The sequence below is a fragment of the Enterobacter cloacae complex sp. 2022EL-00981 genome (assembly GCF_028737495.1).
Taxonomy (GTDB): domain Bacteria; phylum Pseudomonadota; class Gammaproteobacteria; order Enterobacterales; family Enterobacteriaceae; genus Enterobacter; species Enterobacter cloacae.
On record NZ_JAQZRK010000032.1, the window covers coordinates 15,480 to 30,943 of the forward strand.

The following is a 15,464-nucleotide window of genomic DNA, read 5'->3' on the forward strand; positions in this document are numbered from 1 at the left end:
TTGTGTAAAAGTCATTCACAAACTCATGCTTAAAGTCGGATGCCTGCCTGAATAGCATTTGCTATAGTAAGGCACTTTTTTTAATTCCATCACGGATGTCGTAGTTCTGACCATGAAGACCACTTTTTCTGCTCGTTTTGTGCAGCGCATGGCGCTGACCACGGCCCTTTGCGCTGCTGCGCTCTCCGCAGCTCACGCCGATGACCTGAACATCAAGACCATGATCCCTGGCGTTCCGCAAATCGATGCGGAATCCTACATCCTGATCGATTACAACTCTGGCAAAGTTCTGGCAGAACAGAATGCCGATGCCCGCCGCGATCCGGCCAGCCTGACGAAAATGATGACCAGCTACGTTATCGGCCAGGCGATGAAGGCAGGTAAATTTAAAGAAACAGACCTGGTCACCATCGGTAACGATGCGTGGGCAACCGGGAACCCGGTCTTTAAAGGCTCTTCTTTAATGTTCCTGAAACCGGGTATGCAGGTTCCTGTCTCTCAGCTGATTCGTGGTATCAACCTGCAGTCCGGTAACGACGCCTGTGTCGCCATGGCCGATTTCGCTGCGGGCAGCCAGGATGCGTTTGTGGGCCTGATGAACAGCTACGTTTCTGCGCTGGGCCTGAAAAACAGCCACTTCCAGACCGTTCACGGCCTGGATGCGGAGGGTCAGTACAGCTCTGCGCGCGATATGGCGCTGATTGGCCAGGCGCTGATCCGCGATGTACCGAACGAATACGCCATCTATAAAGAGAAAGAGTTTACCTTCAACGGTATTCGCCAGACCAACCGTAACGGCCTGCTGTGGGATAACAGCCTGAACGTTGACGGCATCAAAACCGGTCATACCGACAAAGCGGGTTACAACCTGGTCGCCTCTGCTACCGAAGGTCAGATGCGCCTGATCTCTGCCGTGATGGGCGGTCGTACCTTTAAAGGCCGTGAGACAGAAAGCAAAAAACTGCTGACCTGGGGCTTCCGTTTCTTCGAAACCGTGAACCCACTGAAAGCAGGTAAAGAGTTTGCCTCTGAGCCGGTCTGGTTCGGTGATAACGATCGCGCCTCCCTGGGCGTGGACAAAGATCTGTACCTGACCATTCCACGCGGACGCATGAAAGACCTGAAAGCCAGCTACGTGCTGAACACCACCGAGCTGCATGCACCGCTGCAGAAAAACCAGGTTGTAGGCACCATCAACTTCCAGCTGGATGGCAAAACTATCGATCAGCGCCCGCTGGTTGTCCTGCAGGAAATTCCTGAAGGCAATTTCTTCGGCAAAATCATTGATTACATTAAATTGATGTTCCATCACTGGTTTGGCTAAAAATCGAACACTTGAAAGTGTGATTTTGATCCCCATATACTAAGTATCCTGATAACTCCCACCTGACGTGGGAGTTATTCTTTTTTGACGTTACGCCGGAGCTGACATGAAAACCAAACTTAACGAACTGCTTGAATTCCCTACCCCATTTACTTACAAAGTAATGGGTCTGGCGAAACCTGAGCTGGTTGATCAGGTGGTTGAAGTGGTACAGCGCCATGCGCCGGGTGACTACTCTCCGTCAGTAAAACCAAGCAGCAAGGGCAACTACCACTCGGTATCGATTACCATTACCGCAACACACATTGAGCAGGTTGAGACGCTGTACGAAGAGCTCGGCAATATCGAAATTGTTCGTATGGTGCTGTAGTCCCTCTGCGGTTACCCGGTTTGCCGGGTAACCCCTCTCCCCCGCTGTGATATACTCCCCCTCATCTTTTGTCCCTCGTCTTCGGAGACGTCGTTTTGTATCAGGATAAAATTCTTGTCCGTCATCTCGGGCTGCAACCTTATGAGCCTGTCTCCCAGGCTATGCATGACTTCACCGACTCACGCGATGACACCACCCCCGATGAAATCTGGCTGGTAGAACACCTGCCGGTGTTTACACAGGGGCAAGCGGGAAAAGCGGAACATTTATTGATGACGGGCGATATCCCGGTTATTCAGAGCGACCGCGGCGGGCAGGTTACGTACCATGGCCCAGGGCAACAGGTGATGTACGTTCTACTGAACCTCAAACGCAGAAAGCTGGGCGTACGTGAACTGGTCACTCTGCTTGAGCAAACGGTCGTCAACACGCTGGCGGAATACGGTATTGATGCGCATCCGCGGGCCGACGCACCGGGAGTCTACGTGGGCGAGATGAAGATCTGCTCGCTGGGGCTGCGTATCCGTAAAGGCTGCTCGTTTCACGGGCTGGCTTTGAACATTAATATGGATTTGGAGCCCTTCCAGCGCATCAACCCCTGCGGCTATGCCGGGATGGAAATGACGCAAATGTGCCAGTGGGTTGATACGGCAACAACAGAAAATATCCGTCCTGTACTTTTAGCTAATATGTTAGCGCTACTTAACAATCCCCCGCACGAATATATCACTGCTTAATATATTATACATTGTGGCTCGATAATTTGACGGGCCACGATTTAATTGCCGCTTTTACACTTTACAATAATCCGCAGATTCTATATTTTCGAAGCGCTCGAATATTACCGATCCATATTATTTAGCCTCCCGTCAGCGCTGCGTGCAGGACCTAAGTAACTTGCGTGATAATCACTCAACTGGTTGTTTTTGATAAACAAGTGAAACAAAACCAACACTTTACGAATCTCTACAAGCATAATAAATAAATTCAACTATCATTCATGTTGTGAATGTGTACGGAGTAAAAGCGTGGAGTATAATAATTTACCAGCCAAACGCCTGAATGAACCCGGTGGCGAAGACAAGCCGCAAATTTTTCGGACTTTACGTAATATTGATCTCAATTTACTGACTATTTTTGAGGCGGTATATGTTCATAAGGGTATCGTTAACGCTGCGAAAATTCTTAATCTCACGCCCTCTGCAATAAGCCAGTCAATTCAAAAGCTGCGCGCTATATTTCCGGACCCGTTATTTATTCGTAAGGGACAGGGTGTCACCCCCACGGCTTACGCCACGCATCTGCATGAGTACATCAGCCAGGGGCTGGAGTCGATTCTGGGCGCGCTGGATTTAACCGGAAGCTACGACAAACAGCGAACCATCACCATCGGCTGCTCTCCCTCTGTGGGGGTGTTGGTTATGCCTGCAATATACCAGGCCGTAAAAGAGCATGCGCCGCAGCTGCTGCTGCGTAATGTACCGATCAGCGAACCTGACGTGCAGCTTGCCCAGTTCCAGACCGATTTAATTATCGACAGCGGCAGCTTCAGCGCCCGCGCGTTGGGGCAAAATGTCCTCTATGCCGACAACCTGGTGCTGGTCTGTCGCCAGCAGCATCCGGTGCTCAGCGAGCCGCTCACCATAGAAAATCTGCGTAACTACGATCACTCGTCATTTATGACGGAAGGACAGTCTCATCATGCGCTGCGCCAGCGTATCGATGACATTTTCCCGGAGCGCCAGATAAGCTTCAGCAGTTACAATATGTTCACTACCGCGTCCCTGATTGGCAGCAGTGACATGCTCTGCATCATGCCTTCGCGCCTGTATCATCTGCTGCGGAAATGCTGGCCGCTGGAGAGTATTCCGCTCAGCCAGTTGAATGCAGAATCTATTGAGATTTCACTGCATTACAATAAGCTCAGTCTGCGCGATCCGGTACTTGAAAATGTGATCCGCATCATCCGCCAGGCCTTCTGACAGGTTGACACAGCACAAGCCCCTGCCGCACGCAGGGCAAAAGGCACAAAACAACAACTATTTTACAAATTGGCGACCTGGCAGGCTGCTTTAACGACCGTTTCAATGATATACTGCCTGTCGTTCGTTCAAAAATAGTTGATAAATACAACATTCCCTTGAATTGAAACGCTTTCCTTCGATATTCGCAACTGGAACACGCACGCTATGAGTAAACCCATTGTGATGGAACGCGGTGTTAAATACCGCGATGCCGATAAAATGGCCCTTATCCCGGTTAAAAACGTGGCTACAGAGCGCGAGGCGCTGTTAAGAAAACCGGAATGGATGAAAATCAAACTTCCGGCCGACTCTTCGCGTATCCAGGGGATCAAAGCGGCGATGCGTAAGAATGGCCTTCACTCTGTATGTGAAGAAGCCTCTTGCCCGAACCTTGCTGAGTGTTTCAACCACGGCACCGCGACGTTTATGATTCTGGGTGCTATCTGTACCCGCCGTTGCCCGTTCTGCGATGTTGCTCATGGCCGCCCGGTGGCGCCGGATGCAAACGAACCTCAAAAACTGGCGCAGACCATCGCTGATATGGCGCTGCGTTATGTGGTCATTACCTCCGTTGACCGTGATGACCTGCGTGATGGGGGTGCTCAGCACTTTGCTGACTGCATTACTGCCATTCGCGAGAAAAGCCCGAACATTAAGATTGAGACGCTGGTGCCGGATTTCCGTGGTCGTATGGACCGCGCGCTGGATATCCTGACCGCAACGCCGCCAGACGTCTTTAACCACAACCTGGAGAACGTACCGCGTCTCTACCGTCAGGTGCGTCCGGGTGCTGACTACAACTGGTCCCTGAAGCTGCTGGAGCGTTTTAAAGAAGCGCATCCACATATCCCTACCAAGTCAGGTCTGATGGTCGGCCTTGGTGAGACCAATGACGAAATCATCGAAGTGATGCGCGATCTGCGTCGCCACGGCGTGACCATGCTGACGCTGGGCCAGTATCTGCAGCCAAGTCGTCATCACCTGCCGGTGCAGCGCTACGTTAGCCCGGATGAATTTGATGAAATGAAAGCGGAAGCGATGGCGATGGGCTTCACCCATGCTGCCTGCGGTCCGTTTGTGCGCTCCTCTTACCATGCCGATATGCAGGCAAAAGGCGAAGAAGTTAAATAACCCTGTAATATTCACTTACAGGAATACAAAAAAACCGGCCTGTTGAGCCGGTTTTTTTTCGCAAGCCTTAAGGCATTGCCGTTACTCTTTGTGAGAGAGCTTTTCAGCCGGAACGGTATCCTCGGCGCTTTTCTTCGCTGCCGCGTCATCGTCGTTCATCGCTTTCTTAAAGCCTTTGATGGCGGCACCCAGGTCACCACCCAGCGTGCGTAACTTCTTGGTACCAAACAGCAGGACGACCAGTGCGGCAACCACCAGCAGTTTGGTAATACTAATCTCACCCATAGATACCTTCTTTACTTAAAACAGGCTGCATTCAGCGTCAAAACCGGATCATATTAACGGTCATTTGGCGCGTGCACACAATAGCAACCTGTAACAAGGTGAATCAAGCATTGTTGAAAAAAACATCACAATAATTGCGGTGGCGCAAAACGTCGGTTGCGAAGAACAGGTAATTGCTGCCGTGCAAGCGCTATCCTTTCTGAAATTATCTCCGCCATCAGTAAAACCGGACCTTCCGCTGCGGCGGCAATCGTGACGCCCAGCGGGTCAATCACCCTGCTCTGCCCGATATTTTTATTGCCGCACTCCCCTGCCGCGACCACATAACAGGTGGTATCCAGCGCGCGCGCCGTAAGCAATGTGGCCCAGTGATGCTCTTTCAGCGGCCCTTTAACCCATGCGGCAGGCAGAACAAGCACATCCGCTCCCTGTAATGCCAGGCTCAACGCCAGCTCAGGAAAACGTAAATCGTAGCAGGTCATCAGCCCAATGTTTAAACCATCAACTGCGATCAGGGGCGGAACGCACTCCCCCGGGTCAACCTGGCGCGACTCCTGGATACTGAACGCATCATAGAGATGAAGCTTGGCATAGCTGGCGATGATGACGCCGCCACGGATGGCTACCAGTGTGTTAACTGCCCGGCCAGGCGTTGACGGCACATGGACCGTCAACATTGTGGTCATGTCATTACCCGCACTCTCGGCCAGTAATTGCTGTAAAAACGCGCCATCCAGCGGCTGCGCGGATTTCACCGACAAATCCGGGTCGTTATCATCGCGTGCCAGCAAGGCCTCTGGCAGCACCAGCAACGATGCCCCCTTCTGTTGTGCCTGCATCATCAGCGAGACACACTGCGCCGCGTTCTCATGCCAGCGAGGCGTGACCGCAAACTGCCCTACCGCAACATACATATTTGTCTCCTGATTATAAACAGCGTTAAACTCGCCACTCTTACACATCAAATAGCAGGTATTTACAGTGTTACAACTCCTTTTAGCTGTTTTTATTGGTGGGGGGACGGGAAGCGTTGCGCGGTGGTTCCTGAGTATGCGGTTTAATCCACTGCATCAGGCGATTCCAATGGGAACACTGGCCGCAAACCTGATTGGTGCGTTTATCATTGGCATGGGTCTGGCCTGGTTTAACCGTATGACGCACATCGATCCCATGTGGAAAGTATTGATTACCACCGGGTTCTGCGGCGGTTTAACCACCTTCTCCACCTTTTCTGCGGAAACGGTGTTTTTGTTTCAGGAAGGCCGTATCGGCTGGGCGTTGCTGAACGTTGCGATAAATATGCTCGGCTCTTTTGCGATGACCGGGATCGCATTCTGGCTATTTTCTTCCGCCAGCCCCCACTAACTGCCGAAGCGTTAATGTTGGCTTAATTTTTCTCTGTCACTCTGGTGCCAATACAGAACGAGGGTGACAGAATGAAAGAGAGTTTGATGAGCGCAGGCGTGGTGTTGTTGAGCGTGCTGATCGTTGCCAGCTTCCTGAAGATGTATCTGCTTGGCTGATGCAAAACGAAAAAAACCCGCTCAGTGAGCGGGTTTTGAAATTCTTGCTGACGCGTCTGAATTACAGAGCGATTACGTTAGCAGCAGAAGGGCCTTTGGCACCGTTAGTGATTTCGAACTCTACACGCTGACCTTCAGCCAGAGTTTTGAAACCATTAGACTGGATTGCAGAGAAGTGTACGAACACGTCTTTGCTGCCATCTTCAGGAGTAATGAAACCGAATCCTTTGGACTCATTAAACCACTTAACGTTACCTTTAATCTTAGACATCAAAATTACCTTTACATTAAAAAACGACACAAATGCTGTGTCGGTTACCAGTACAACAATTGTGGGACCTTTTGTCCAGCGGATCTTTGATAAAAAGTGACTAAAGTCGCGTTAATTTTCGCTGGCGGATTTTTATCCCATATGAATCAACGACTGCGCATTTTTTCACCGCTTTGTCAGCTTTTTTCAGTTAAAACTGAAAACGCATCCAGGCGAAGTAAACGTTACCGTTGTTGTACGTACCGGGAATGTAGGTCATCTGGAACGTTGCAGGACCATAACCAATTGAGGCCAGCGGCAGCAGAACCGGAATGGGGATATAGTTCCAGTTGTCGCGTGCAGTCACCCCGGCGGTATAGCCCAGGCCAACGTGGAAGTTGTCGTCAGCTAACGGACGCCAGGTTTTCTCCCAGCCATAGCCACCGATCGGTTCCCATTTGTTAAAGGAGTCTTTAAAGGCCATCAGATAAATACCGTGCCAGTTGCCCTTTTCGTCCCAGCGCGACTGACCAAAACCTGCCCCCCACGGGCGCTCGTTATATTTGTCGGTCTTTTCTTTGTCGTAGGCAAAGCGTGCATGCCAGGTGATGGCTGGCACGTAGAGATCATAGTGCTCTGGCGCATTCCAGGTCTGCGAAACATTATCCGTAAAGGTGGAGAACCAGCCCTTATCCGTCGCGTTCTCTTCAGCCTGTGCCACAGAAGAGAGCGTTAACTGTGCAAAAATAAACAGAAAAATGAAGAAAAATTTATTACGTACGATCACAATGCAATTACCATTCTTAGTATTCGAGGCAAAGTTTACCATACAATAGTTGAATGGAGCCTTAACGGCATCGGCATTACTCCTAATTAATCAGCCACTTTGCGAGAATATTCTGAGAGCGGCACGGCGGCCTGTTGAATAATCATCTCACGGGCGCGTTCAAACCTTTTTTAATAATGCCTACCGTAAAAATAACCCTTCAATTAATATGGCTTTCAGGACAAACATGACGCCCTGTCTGCAAGGTATAAAGATTATCATTAGCCTCTACAGCCAGTGTTTTCGTGCTGCTCAGCCCCTTTCTCACGAAACGCTGTACGGACCCACTCACCAACGCGCACCGGCAGGAAAAGTCTTTTCCCCTCTTATTCAAGAACGTGTTAATATAGAATCAATAAATTAACAACTCATTAGCATTTAAATGACATACTCCACTGTTGTCACCGGTCAATACCCATATGTCATTATTGCCATCACCATGGCAAAAATATCGCTAACATCTGCTTTAGTAGTATATTTATTGATTTTAATCAGCAAGGACTGGCCATTAATTCGGCACATTCTCATCCTTCTTTTTTATTGATTATTTGTGCTCTCGGGCAGCAAGGATACAGGGGAAATCATGCTTACGTTTTTCGAGCTCCTTATCGGAGTCGTCGTCATTGTCGGTGTAGCACGCTACATCATTAAGGGGTATTCCGCCACGGGCGTGTTATTTGTCGGCGGCCTGGCCTTGCTGATCGTTAGCGCCCTGATGGGTCACCAGGTCTTACCCGCCAGCGCAGCCAGCACCGGGTATACCGCCACAGACATTGTTGAATACATTAAAATTCTGCTCATGAGCCGCGGTGGCGATCTGGGCATGATGATCATGATGCTGTGCGGTTTTGCCGCCTACATGACCCATATTGGTGCCAACGATATGGTCGTGAAGCTGGCTTCCAGGCCGCTGCAGTACATCAACTCCCCGTATCTGCTGATGGTGGCAGCCTACTTCCTCGCCTGTCTGATGTCGCTGGCCGTGTCGTCCGCCACTGGCCTGGGGGTGTTGTTAATGGCTACCCTGTTCCCGGTGATGGTTAACGTCGGCATTAGCCGTGGTGCAGCGGCGGCTATCTGCGCCTCTCCGGCGGCCATTATTCTCTCCCCTACCTCTGGCGACGTCGTACTGGCGGCGAAAGCCGCAGAAATGTCACTCATCGATTTCGCCTTTAAAACCACGCTGCCGATTTCCATTGTGGCTATCGTGGGCATGGGGATCGCGCATTTCTTCTGGCAGCGTTATCTCGATAAAAAAGAGCACATCAGCCACGAAATGATGGACGTGAATGAAATCACCACCACCGCCCCGGCGTTCTATTCCATTCTGCCGTTCACGCCTATCATCGGCGTGCTGATTTTTGACGGCAAATGGGGACCACAGCTGCACATCATTACCATTCTGGTTATCTGTATGCTGCTGGCAGCCATGCTGGAATTTATTCGTGGTTTCAACACTCAGAAGGTATTTTCTGGCCTGGAAGTGGCGTATCGCGGTATGGCTGATGCGTTTGCAGGCGTTGTGATGCTGTTGGTGGCGGCAGGCGTCTTCGCGCAGGGTCTGAGCACTATCGGCTTTATTCAGAGCCTCATCTCTATCGCCACGTCGTTCGGCTCTGCCAGCATTATCCTGATGCTGGTACTGGTGGTGCTGACCATGCTGGCAGCGATGACCACCGGTTCAGGCAACGCGCCGTTCTACGCCTTCGTTGAGATGATCCCAAAACTGGCACATTCTTCCGGTATTAACCCGGCTTATCTCTCCATTCCCATGCTGCAGGCGTCTAACCTTGGTCGTACCATTTCGCCGGTATCGGGTGTCGTAGTCGCGGTCGCCGGGATGGCAAAAATCTCGCCGTTCGAAGTGGTAAAACGCACGTCGGTCCCGGTGCTTGTGGGCCTGATCATCGTGATTATCGCAACCGAAGTGCTGGTTCCTGGCGCAGCCTGAGTAAAATGACCGATATCCAAAAAGCGCCTGCGGGCGCTTTTTGTGCTTTAATAACTTCCAGAAATCTATCGCGTTAACCCATCAGGAAATCACATGTTCAGGAAGGATATCGTTATCCCGTCTGGCGCCATGGCGCTTGCACTCTGTGTCTTCTCCGCGCAGGCGGATCCGCTCAAAGCCACGCAGTATGGCGATTTCGATCGCTACGTTCTGGCGCTTTCCTGGCAAACCGGGTTCTGCCAGAGCATGGCTGAACGTAACCGTAACGAACCCGAAGAGTGCCGTCTGCAAAAAGAGAGCAATAACAAGACCGATTATCTAACCGTACACGGATTATGGCCTGGCCTGCCAAAATCCATCGCCGCACGCGGCGTGGATGAACGCCGCTGGATGCGTTTTGGCTGCGCGACCCGCCCAATCCCGAACATGCCGGAAGCCAAAGCCAGCCGCAAATGCTCAGCCGCCGAAACCGGGCTATCACTGTCGGGTGCCGCAAAGCTGAACAGCGTCATGCCCGGTGCTGGCGGTAACTCCTGCCTGGAACGCTATGAGTACGCCAAACACGGCGTCTGCTTCGGCTTTGATCCTGACGCCTATTTCGGCACCATGGTGCGGATGAATCAGGAGATAAAAAACAGCGCGGTGGGTAAATTCCTGGCGGATAACTACGGTAAAACGGTAAGCCGTAAAGATTTTGATAACGCCGTGGCGAAAAGCTGGAGCAAAGACAACGTCAAAGCGTTCAAACTGACCTGCAATGGTAATCCGGCCTATCTGACCGAAATGCAGATCTCGCTTAAGGCCAGCACCATTAATAACCCGCTGTCTGCCGGCTCTTTTGCGCCACAGCCACATCCGGGTAACTGTGGCAAACAGTTTGTTATCGATAAAGTGGGTTACTGATCCACAATCGGGCGCACCATATCGAAGCGGTGTTCATCACTGATGCCATAATAGGCCGTCGGCCCACCCGCACGCAGGATGGGCTGCGCTTTCGCCGTCTGATAGATCCCCTCTTCGAGTAGCGATTCGGCAATATGAATCCCCACCACTTCGCCCAGCACCAGCCAGGTGTCAACCAGCGTGCCGTCGGCGCCGGTCAGCTGAATACACTGCGACAGGCGGCACTCAAAGTTCACCGGACTCTCGGCCACGCGCGGCGCCTTTACAAGCTGGCTTGCCGCTGGCGTCAATCCGGAAAAAGAGAACTCGTCTTGATCGTGAGGCAGCGTAGCGGAGGTGAGATTCATCGCCTCAGCCAGATCGCGCGTGGCAAGGTTCCAGACAAACTCACCCGTTTCGTTAATATTACGCACGCTGTCTTTCCAGCCGTTGCTGGAAAAGCCAATAATCGGCGGGCGGTAGTTAAAGCAGTTAAAGAAGCTATACGGTGCCAGGTTGATCTGTCCTGCCTGGTCGCAGGAGGAGATCCAGCCAATCGGACGCGGACCAATAATGGCATTCAGCGGGTCATGCGGCAGGCCATGCCCCTGTGACGGTTGATAAAAGTACATAGCGCTCTCTTATAAGGGGCAGACGCGAACTGCGTTTACCCACTATCCTGATTCAGAACGTTCAGCGTAACGCAATCCGCCAGAAATGCAGACTGAATAAATTTCAGCGAAAATTCATATGGCCCATGAATGTGACCTCTATCACTTCAAAGTTGCGTGCGCAGACAGTATCATCGGGAGAGTTAAACCCTCGCTGCCAGACGGCGAGGGTTTTCTTTTGGATTGGTTTCTGCGTTACACGCAGCATTAACGACATGGAGTAAAAAATGTCCAGACCCACCATCATTATCAATGAACTTGACGCGGAACGTATTGACCGACTTCTGGAGAAACCAGAATTCGCCTCGCTCCCGGTAGCCGATGCCCTGAATGAAGAGCTCGACCGGGCGCAGATGTGTACCCCGGAGTCCATGCCGCATGACGTGGTCACCATGAACAGCCAGGTCAAATTCCGCAACCTGACAACGGGCGAAGAGTTAACCCGCACGCTGGTCTACCCGGCGCAAATGACCGACAGCAGCGCTCAGCTTTCCGTGCTGGCACCGGTCGGCGCGGCCCTGCTGGGCCTGCGTACGGGGGATACCATTCACTGGGAATTGCCGGGCGGTGCCTCGACCCATCTGGAAGTGCTGGCGTTGCTCTACCAGCCAGAAGCGGCAGGCGATTACCTGCGTTAATCCCATCTGAACAAGCGCGACCCGCGTTGCACAGAGGATGCCTGCGCATCCTCTTTCCGCAGATTCACCTGGACGTCCTATATCGTGCCGCAGGTAAGGGTACCGTCTTAAACCACCCCACCCGGAAACGCATTCACCAGCCCTTTAACCTGCTGTTCCGCCGCTTCCGGCGTTTCGGCACCGGGCACCAGAATCACCTTGCGGCACGCCTCCTCCCGTTTTTCAAAGATCCGGTAGGCGCGTTCGGCATCGTCCAGCGGCAGATAGTGGGTGACAATCTCCTCCGGCGTCAGCAGCCCCTTTTCGATCAGCGGTAACAACTCGCCAAGCCAGGCGTGGACGTGGGTCTGGCCCATCTTAAAACTGAGCCCCTTATCGAAGGCATCACCAAACAGGAAGCCATGGATAAAGCCCGCATACACGCCGGGCACGCTCACCACCCCGCCCCGTCGAACAGCAGCAATACACTGACGCAGCGCTTTACCGCTGCTGCCCTCAATTTTAAGGTTGCTGAGGATGGTTTCCGTGGTGCTGCCTTTGGCTTCAAACCCCACGGCATCAATGACGGCATCCACGCCGCGCTGGCCTGCGGTTTGCTCAATGATTTTTTCCGCTGCGTCGTTGTCTTCATCAAAGTTAATGGGGATGGCGCCGTAACGCTCTGCGGCAAAACGCAGACGATACGGGTGATGGTCAACCACAAAGATCTGTTCGGCACCTAACAGCCGCGCGCAGGCGATGGTCAGTAACCCCACCGGTCCTGCACCAAAAACGGCGACGCTGGAGCCCTTTTCAATCTGGGCATTTTTCGCCGCCTGCCAGGCGGTAGGCAAGATATCGGAGAGGAACAGCGCTTTATCATCGGAGAGCAGCTGAGGCACTTTGAACGGCCCGACGTTACCTTTGGGCACCCGAACGTATTCCGCTTGTCCACCGGGCACGCCGCCATAAAGATGGCTGTAGCCAAACAGCGCGGCGGGCGCGGGAATTTGCTTTTTATTCAGCGCGGCGCCCTGCCCGGCGTTGGTGCTCTCGCAGGCCGCGTACTGCTGCAGGCGGCAAAAGAAGCAGTCACCGCAGGCGATGACAAACGGGATCACCACCCGGTCGCCTTTTTGCAGCGTCTTCACTTCCCTGCCCGTCTCCACCACTTCGCCCATGAACTCGTGGCCAAAAATATCGCCGTGCTCAACTTTGGGGATCTTCCCGCGGTAGAGATGCAGATCCGATCCGCAGATCGCCGTGGCCGTTACGCGCAGGATAATATCGTCAGGTTGTTCAATAACAGGATCGGGGACATTCTCGACACGAACATGATGTGGACCGTGGTACGTGAGTGCTTTCATGCGACCTCCGAAAGGATCCGGGTAAGTATTTAAGGGTAGCGTTCCCTGACGACCTGCCCGGGATTAGCGGGCTTTTGAGATTTATCCTGGGAAAAACAGAAAAGTGCCGCAGCGCTTACAAAAACCATATTCATTTTATGGTTGAATGATTCCAGCGTTTATAAACAAGGAGAAACGGGTATGTATCAAAGAATTATTATGCCGGTTGATGTTTTTGAGATGGAGCTGAGCGACAAGGCCGTACGCCATGCGGAATTTCTGGCGCAGCAGGACGGGATTATTCATCTTCTACACGTGCTGCCGGGTTCTGCCAGCCTGAGTCTGCATCGCTTTGCCGCCGATGTACGCCGCTTTGAAGAGCATCTGCAGCACGAGGCGGAAAATCGCCTGCAAACGATGGTCGGGCACTTCACCATCGATCCTTCCCGCATTAAAACGCATGTCCGGTTTGGCAGCGTGCGCGATGCCGTTAACGAGCTGGCGAGCGAGCTGAACGCCGACGTGGTGGTTATCGGTTCACGCAATCCGTCCATTACTACGCATCTGCTGGGTTCAAACGCCTCCAGCGTTATCCGTCACACCCACATTCCGGTGATGGTCGTGAGATAAAAAAAAGAGGCCACCTTATGGTGGCCTCTCCTGGTGCAGGTGCAGTCTTACTGACTTTTATTATGCTGTTTTGGTGCGAATCAGGTAGTCGAACGCGCTCAGAGACGCTTTCGCCCCTTCACCGGTCGCGATGATGATCTGCTTGTACGGCACGGTAGTACAGTCGCCCGCTGCAAATACGCCCTTCACGCTGGTTTCACATTTGGCATCGATGATAATCTCGCCCATGCGGTTACGCTCAATGGCGCCTTCCAGCCAGGTGGTGTTTGGCAGCAGACCAATCTGCACGAAGATCCCCGAAAGCGGAACGCTGTGCACATCGCCACTGACGCGGTCGCGGTACTCCAGACCGGTGACTTTACTGCCGTCGCCCTTCACTTCCGTGGTCTGCGCATTCAGCACAATGTCGACGTTTTTCAGGCTGCGTACTTTATCCTGCAGTACCTGGTCTGCCTTCATCTCTGGTGCAAATTCCAGCAGGGTAACGTGTTCAACAATGCCCGCCAGGTCGATAGCCGCTTCAACACCGGAGTTACCGCCGCCAATCACCGCCACGCGTTTGCCTTTAAACAGCGGACCATCGCAGTGCGGGCAGTAGGTCACGCCTTTGGTGCGATACTGATCTTCACCCGGCACGTTCATGTTGCGCCATTTGGCACCGGTGGCAATGATAATACTGCGGGCTTTCAGCACCGCGCCGGAAGCAGTTTCAATCTGATGTAAGCCACCTTCGACTGCGGCAGGAACCAGCTTGCTGGCGCTCTGGCTGTCGATCACATCCACTGCGTAATCATTGACGTGCGCTTTAAGTGCGCCAGCCAGTTTCTGGCCTTCGGTCTTCGGCACAGAGATGTAGTTTTCGATATCCACGGTATCCAGCACCTGGCCGCCAAAGCGTTCGCCCATCAGACCGGTACGAATACCTTTACGTGCGGAATAGACCGCTGCCGCGGCGCCCGCCGGGCCAGAGCCGACAATCAGTACATCATACGCATCGCGCTTGTTCAGCTCTTCTGCGGCACGTTTTTCGGCGCCGGTATCCACTTTGGCCACAATTTCGGACAAGGTCATACGGCCCTGGCCAAACTCCTGCCCATTCAGGAACACTGCCGGAACCCCCATCACGTTGCGATCGGTGATTTCGTTCTGGAAAGTGCCGCCATCAATCGCGGTGTGTTTGATACGCGGGTTCAGGACTGACATCAGGTTCAGCGCCTGCACCACGTCCGGGCAGTTGTGGCAGGAGAGCGAATAGTACGTTTCAAAGGTGAAATCCCCGTCGATATCGCGGATCTGCTCCAGCAGCGCCTGCGCCTCTTTCGACGGATGCCCACCGGTCCACAGCAGAGCCAGCACCAGTGAGGTAAATTCGTGGCCCAGTGGTGAACCGGCAAAACGCGGCCCCTGATCAGAGCCCGGGTTGGTGATCAGGAAAGATGGCTTACGCACCGCCAGATCGTTCGCTTCTTTGAAGGTCACTTTCGGTGACAGTTCGGCGATCTCCGCCAGCAGTTCCTTGATTTCTGCCGATTTAGCGCTGTCGTCCAGCGTGGCAATCAGCTCAACAGGTTTGGTCAGTTTCTCAAGGTATGCCTTGAGCTGGGTTTTCATTGTAGTGTCGAGCATTGTTCTTC

Annotated in this window: 17 protein-coding genes; 10 read left to right on the forward strand and 7 right to left on the reverse strand. The window is 52.7% G+C overall.

From position 1 onward, the window contains the following. Window positions 1–112: 112 nt before the first annotated feature. The 5 genes from dacA (at window position 113) to lipA (ending at window position 4,849) form a co-directional block, all read left to right on the forward strand. A complete protein-coding gene (gene dacA / locus PUZ33_RS20895) occupies window positions 113–1,324 on the forward strand; it encodes a D-alanyl-D-alanine carboxypeptidase DacA (RefSeq protein ID WP_013097592.1) in 1,212 nt (403 codons plus the stop codon). A gap of 106 nt (window positions 1,325–1,430) precedes the next feature. Beyond that, complete coding sequence (gene ybeD / locus PUZ33_RS20900) at window positions 1,431–1,694, forward strand: DUF493 family protein YbeD (RefSeq protein ID WP_003858718.1); 264 nt, start codon at window positions 1,431–1,433, stop codon at window positions 1,692–1,694. Window positions 1,695–1,789: 95 nt separating this feature from the next. After that, the gene (lipB, locus tag PUZ33_RS20905; protein WP_252107856.1) at window positions 1,790–2,431 is read left to right on the forward strand and encodes a lipoyl(octanoyl) transferase LipB; all 642 of its coding nucleotides are present in this window, start codon (window positions 1,790–1,792) and stop codon (window positions 2,429–2,431) included. Between the two features lie 291 nt (window positions 2,432–2,722). Then, window positions 2,723–3,676 carry a YbeF family transcriptional regulator gene (locus PUZ33_RS20910; protein ID WP_013097594.1) on the forward strand — a complete coding sequence of 318 codons (954 nt, stop codon included), beginning with the start codon at window positions 2,723–2,725 and terminating at the stop codon, window positions 3,674–3,676. A 207-nt stretch (window positions 3,677–3,883) separates the two neighbouring features. Next, complete coding sequence (gene lipA, locus PUZ33_RS20915) at window positions 3,884–4,849, forward strand: lipoyl synthase (RefSeq protein ID WP_013097595.1); 966 nt, start codon at window positions 3,884–3,886, stop codon at window positions 4,847–4,849. A gap of 81 nt (window positions 4,850–4,930) precedes the next feature. Here the strand turns inward: lipA and tatE are convergent, their stop codons facing one another. Together tatE and PUZ33_RS20925 are read right to left on the reverse strand one after the other, a co-directional pair. Further along, window positions 4,931–5,134, reverse strand: coding sequence for a twin-arginine translocase subunit TatE (gene tatE, locus PUZ33_RS20920; protein WP_013097596.1), 204 nt, complete (start codon window positions 5,132–5,134; stop codon window positions 4,931–4,933). Window positions 5,135–5,259: 125 nt separating this feature from the next. Next, window positions 5,260–6,048 (reverse strand): deaminated glutathione amidase, encoded by a 789-nt coding sequence (locus PUZ33_RS20925; protein ID WP_058681099.1) that lies wholly within the window; start codon window positions 6,046–6,048, stop codon window positions 5,260–5,262. Window positions 6,049–6,115: 67 nt separating this feature from the next. On the opposite strand from PUZ33_RS20925, the gene crcB reads away from it, so the two are divergent. Next, window positions 6,116–6,499 carry a fluoride efflux transporter CrcB gene (crcB, locus tag PUZ33_RS20930; RefSeq protein ID WP_029882131.1) on the forward strand — a complete coding sequence of 128 codons (384 nt, stop codon included), beginning with the start codon at window positions 6,116–6,118 and terminating at the stop codon, window positions 6,497–6,499. Between the two features lie 219 nt (window positions 6,500–6,718). Here crcB and cspE read toward each other — a convergent pair whose 3' ends face one another. Both cspE and pagP read right to left on the reverse strand, forming a co-directional pair. Further along, the gene (gene cspE, locus PUZ33_RS20935; RefSeq protein ID WP_002439184.1) at window positions 6,719–6,928 is read right to left on the reverse strand and encodes a transcription antiterminator/RNA stability regulator CspE; all 210 of its coding nucleotides are present in this window, start codon (window positions 6,926–6,928) and stop codon (window positions 6,719–6,721) included. Window positions 6,929–7,118: 190 nt separating this feature from the next. After that, window positions 7,119–7,736 (reverse strand): lipid IV(A) palmitoyltransferase PagP, encoded by a 618-nt coding sequence (gene pagP, locus PUZ33_RS20940; RefSeq protein WP_155687007.1) that lies wholly within the window; start codon window positions 7,734–7,736, stop codon window positions 7,119–7,121. A gap of 580 nt (window positions 7,737–8,316) precedes the next feature. Between pagP and dcuC the strand changes: the two genes are divergently transcribed. Both dcuC and rna read left to right on the forward strand, forming a co-directional pair. Continuing rightward, a complete protein-coding gene (gene dcuC, locus PUZ33_RS20945) occupies window positions 8,317–9,684 on the forward strand; it encodes an anaerobic C4-dicarboxylate transporter DcuC (RefSeq protein ID WP_020685657.1) in 1,368 nt (455 codons plus the stop codon). A gap of 93 nt (window positions 9,685–9,777) precedes the next feature. After that, entirely contained in the window at window positions 9,778–10,587 is an 810-nt protein-coding gene (rna, locus tag PUZ33_RS20950) for a ribonuclease I (RefSeq protein ID WP_013097602.1), read from the forward strand. Here the strand turns inward: rna and PUZ33_RS20955 are convergent. Beyond that, the gene (locus PUZ33_RS20955; RefSeq protein WP_038418896.1) at window positions 10,581–11,198 is read right to left on the reverse strand and encodes a flavin reductase family protein; all 618 of its coding nucleotides are present in this window, start codon (window positions 11,196–11,198) and stop codon (window positions 10,581–10,583) included. The genes rna and PUZ33_RS20955 overlap by 7 nt on opposite strands. A 266-nt stretch (window positions 11,199–11,464) precedes the next feature. Here PUZ33_RS20955 and rnk point away from each other — a divergent pair, with 266 nt between their 5' ends. Further along, window positions 11,465–11,875 carry a nucleoside diphosphate kinase regulator gene (gene rnk / locus PUZ33_RS20960; RefSeq protein ID WP_013097604.1) on the forward strand — a complete coding sequence of 137 codons (411 nt, stop codon included), beginning with the start codon at window positions 11,465–11,467 and terminating at the stop codon, window positions 11,873–11,875. A gap of 107 nt (window positions 11,876–11,982) precedes the next feature. Here rnk and PUZ33_RS20965 read toward each other — a convergent pair whose 3' ends face one another. Next, window positions 11,983–13,221 carry a zinc-dependent alcohol dehydrogenase gene (locus tag PUZ33_RS20965; RefSeq protein ID WP_013097605.1) on the reverse strand — a complete coding sequence of 413 codons (1,239 nt, stop codon included), beginning with the start codon at window positions 13,219–13,221 and terminating at the stop codon, window positions 11,983–11,985. A 180-nt stretch (window positions 13,222–13,401) separates the two neighbouring features. On the opposite strand from PUZ33_RS20965, the gene uspG reads away from it, so the two are divergent. Further along, window positions 13,402–13,830 (forward strand): universal stress protein UspG, encoded by a 429-nt coding sequence (gene uspG / locus PUZ33_RS20970; RefSeq protein WP_013097606.1) that lies wholly within the window; start codon window positions 13,402–13,404, stop codon window positions 13,828–13,830. 60 nt (window positions 13,831–13,890) lie between these two features. Here uspG and ahpF read toward each other — a convergent pair whose 3' ends face one another. Beyond that, entirely contained in the window at window positions 13,891–15,456 is a 1,566-nt protein-coding gene (gene ahpF / locus PUZ33_RS20975) for an alkyl hydroperoxide reductase subunit F (RefSeq protein WP_029882129.1), read from the reverse strand. Window positions 15,457–15,464: the final 8 nt, after the last annotated feature.

What these genes read in the sequence shown, in the direction of transcription:
- dacA (WP_013097592.1), top strand. Translation starts at nt 113, where the DNA reads ATGAAGACCACTTTTTCTGCTCGTTTTGTGCAGCGCATGGCGCTGACC.
- ybeD (WP_003858718.1), top strand. Translation starts at nt 1,431, where the DNA reads ATGAAAACCAAACTTAACGAACTGCTTGAATTCCCTACCCCATTTACT.
- lipA (WP_013097595.1), top strand. Translation starts at nt 3,884, where the DNA reads ATGAGTAAACCCATTGTGATGGAACGCGGTGTTAAATACCGCGATGCC.
- tatE (WP_013097596.1), bottom strand. Translation starts at nt 5,134, where the DNA reads ATGGGTGAGATTAGTATTACCAAACTGCTGGTGGTTGCCGCACTGGTC.
- PUZ33_RS20925 (WP_058681099.1), bottom strand. Translation starts at nt 6,048, where the DNA reads ATGTATGTTGCGGTAGGGCAGTTTGCGGTCACGCCTCGCTGGCATGAG.
- cspE (WP_002439184.1), bottom strand. Translation starts at nt 6,928, where the DNA reads ATGTCTAAGATTAAAGGTAACGTTAAGTGGTTTAATGAGTCCAAAGGA.
- pagP (WP_155687007.1), bottom strand. Translation starts at nt 7,736, where the DNA reads ATGGTAAACTTTGCCTCGAATACTAAGAATGGTAATTGCATTGTGATC.
- dcuC (WP_020685657.1), top strand. Translation starts at nt 8,317, where the DNA reads ATGCTTACGTTTTTCGAGCTCCTTATCGGAGTCGTCGTCATTGTCGGT.
- rna (WP_013097602.1), top strand. Translation starts at nt 9,778, where the DNA reads ATGTTCAGGAAGGATATCGTTATCCCGTCTGGCGCCATGGCGCTTGCA.
- PUZ33_RS20955 (WP_038418896.1), bottom strand. Translation starts at nt 11,198, where the DNA reads ATGTACTTTTATCAACCGTCACAGGGGCATGGCCTGCCGCATGACCCG.
- rnk (WP_013097604.1), top strand. Translation starts at nt 11,465, where the DNA reads ATGTCCAGACCCACCATCATTATCAATGAACTTGACGCGGAACGTATT.
- PUZ33_RS20965 (WP_013097605.1), bottom strand. Translation starts at nt 13,221, where the DNA reads ATGAAAGCACTCACGTACCACGGTCCACATCATGTTCGTGTCGAGAAT.
- uspG (WP_013097606.1), top strand. Translation starts at nt 13,402, where the DNA reads ATGTATCAAAGAATTATTATGCCGGTTGATGTTTTTGAGATGGAGCTG.
- ahpF (WP_029882129.1), bottom strand. Translation starts at nt 15,456, where the DNA reads ATGCTCGACACTACAATGAAAACCCAGCTCAAGGCATACCTTGAGAAA.